This is a genomic window from Flavobacterium sp., assembly GCF_028712645.1.
Classification (GTDB): domain Bacteria; phylum Bacteroidota; class Bacteroidia; order Flavobacteriales; family Flavobacteriaceae; genus Flavobacterium.
Map to the genome: position 1 here is coordinate 1 of NZ_JAQTPQ010000361.1, position 2,853 is coordinate 2,853.

Annotated in this window: 3 protein-coding genes; all 3 read left to right on the forward strand. The window is 34.3% G+C overall.

What is annotated here, in order from left to right:
* On the forward strand, positions 1 to 1,230 hold a 1,230-nt coding region (locus tag PHC28_RS17845; protein WP_367278070.1), incomplete at its 5' end, for an efflux RND transporter periplasmic adaptor subunit.
* Between the two features lies 1 nt (position 1,231).
* Positions 1,232 to 2,431, forward strand: coding sequence for an efflux RND transporter periplasmic adaptor subunit (locus tag PHC28_RS17850; RefSeq protein WP_300103695.1), 1,200 nt, complete (start codon positions 1,232 to 1,234; stop codon positions 2,429 to 2,431).
* A 17-nt stretch (positions 2,432 to 2,448) separates the two neighbouring features.
* On the forward strand, positions 2,449 to 2,853 hold a 405-nt coding region (locus PHC28_RS17855), incomplete at its 3' end, for a heavy metal-binding domain-containing protein (protein ID WP_300103697.1).

The following is a 2,853-nucleotide window of genomic DNA, read 5'->3' on the forward strand; positions in this document are numbered from 1 at the left end:
TATGGTTTGGCTTTCATTGCAATTTTCCTAATAGGATTTACAATTTATTTTTTTGCTATGAAAGTCGATAAACATTCGGATGCTTCGGTGCAAAACGAAATTTACACCTGTTCAATGCATCCTCAAATCATTAGGGATAAATCAGGGAATTGTCCTATTTGCGGAATGACTTTGGTCAAAAAAGTACAGCAGAATCAAGTTGTCGACAGTAAATCGATTGAAGATCTTTTAAAACCAACCGATAATTTTATTGTTGGAAATTTTCAAACTACGACTCCCAAAGACACGACTTTAGGTGCTGAAATCAATTTACCTGGAATTGTGGCTTACGATCCAAATGCTGCAGAGAATATTTCGGCAAGAGTGGGAGGCAGGATAGAACGAATGTATGTTAATTATAAATTTCAAAGAGTTTACAAAGGACAAAAGCTATTTGATTTGTATAGTCCAGAATTGCTTACTGAACAGCAAAATTTTATTTATATGATTGCCAATGATACTGGGGAACACGGTACAATGATTGACGCATTAAAGAAAAAATTGAAACTTTATGGGATGAGTAACAATCAAATGGGTTCTCTTATTTTAACCAAAAAAGCCAATCCCATAATCACTATTTATAGTCCAACTTCGGGAATTATTGAAGGAACGGAAAGTATGACAAACGGAGTTAATTCAGCAATGCAAAAGGCTTCAACAACCGAAAGATTATTGGTCAAAGAAGGCGATTACATCCAGAAAAATGAAACCGTTTTTAAATTATTAAATACCGATAAAGTCTGGGGAATTTTCAATGAATTACAAGGTTATAATGGACTGATTAAAACCAACCAATCTATTCGAATTTCTACTGAGTTGGATGAAAATATATTTATTGATGCACGAATTAATTTTGTTGAAACCCAATTGAATCCTGCTGACAAAACCAATAGAATTAGGGTTTATCTTAACAACTCCACTTTAAAATTGCCTATTGGCTTGAGATTGCAAGGTATCGTGAAAAGCAAACCAACAAAAGGAATTTGGATTCAAAAACAAGCAATGGTCAGTATTGGAACCAAGAAAATTGTATTCCTAAAAAAGGGAAATGGATTCAAAGCTACCGTGATAAAAACTGGAATCGAAATTAATGATTTTGTTCAAGTTATCAACGGGATTTCTGCACAGGATTCTATTACCGAAAACGGAAATTATTTAATTGACAGCGAAAGCTTCATAAAAACTGAATAAGATGAAACAGTTATTTTTAATACTATCCCTATTGGTTTTAATGGCTTGTAATTCTAAAAAACAAGACACAAAACCTGAGATCCAAGACCAAGTACAATTTTATACTTGCTCGATGGATCCACAAATTAAGGAAGATAAACCAGGAATTTGCCCCATTTGTCACATGAAATTAGCACCAATGAAAGCCAGAGATTTGCCTTCTAACGAAATTTCTTTAAGTAAACAACAAATCAAATTGGGGAACATTACCACTCAAACCTTATCAGAGACTAATAACAGTTTAAACCAATCATATACTGGTATTTTAATCTCCAATCAGGAAAAAATCAAGACCATTTCGGCAAGAGCTACAGGGCGAATCGAAAAGTTATTTTTCAAAACCGCTGGTGACTATGTTAGTAAGAACCAAGCATTATATGTTTTATACAGTGAAGATGTTGCCATTGCTAAGCAAGATTATTTTATGGCATACCAACAACTTTCGATGCCGGGAGATTTTGGTAAAAATGCCCAAAAGATGCTTAATGGAGCTCGACAAAAATTGTTGTTTTATGGTTTGAATAATTCCCAAATTTTGGACATCAAAAAAAAATCGGAAGTTTCGCCATATACTACTTTTTACAGTACTTTTAGCGGAACAATTTCTGAAATTCTTGCCACAGAAGGCAGTTATGTTATGGAAGGTTCAGGTATTATTAAACTAGCAGATTTGAATAATCTTTGGCTTGAAACACAAGTGAATGTAAATTATGCAAAAAGTATTTCCATTGGGCAAAATGCCAAAGTTTCTTTTACCAGTTTTCCCAATAAAACAATTAACACCAAAGTTTCATTTATCAATCCAGAAATCAATCCAGAAACTCGATTACTTTTGATTCGGATGGAAATACCAAATACAAACGGTTTTTTAAAACCTGGAATGCAGGCGATTGCACAATTATTGCTACCCAAACAAAAAGGATTGTTTATCCCGACCGATGCTGTAATCCGTGAGGAAAAAGCTTCTTATATTTGGTTCGAAAAAAGCCCCGGAATTTTTGAGAATCTTATGGTGGAAACTGGCGTAGAAACTAACGGAATGATTGAAATCAAATCATCAATTGATACTTCAAAAAAAGTAGTAATTACAGGTGCTTACGCTATTAACAGTGAATATATTTTCCGAAAAGGAAGCGACCCAATGGCAGGAATGAAGATGTAATATTTAAATATTTAATTATGAAAAACACCTATACAATTACGGGAATGTCGTGCAATGTTTGTCGTACCAAAGTTGAAAAAGCCTTGAATGCAATTGAAGGAGTTGATGCTACTGTAACTTTAGATCCACCAATTGCCACTATCCATACAGAAAAATCGGTTTCTATTTTTAAACTTCAAAAAGCATTATACACTGCGGGAAATTACATTATCAGCGAAAGCGATGCTACATCTGAGAATTCTCTTTACAGCACACCAATACCAAGCGAGATGAATCAAGTAGTTTTGCCTATTAGCGCTTCGGGAAAATATTATTGCCCAATGTTTTGCGAAGGCGAAAAAGTCTATGACAAAGCAGGAGATTGTCCCGTTTGCGGAATGGATTTAATCAAAGCTCCCGATTTGAACGTCAGTAAAACATCC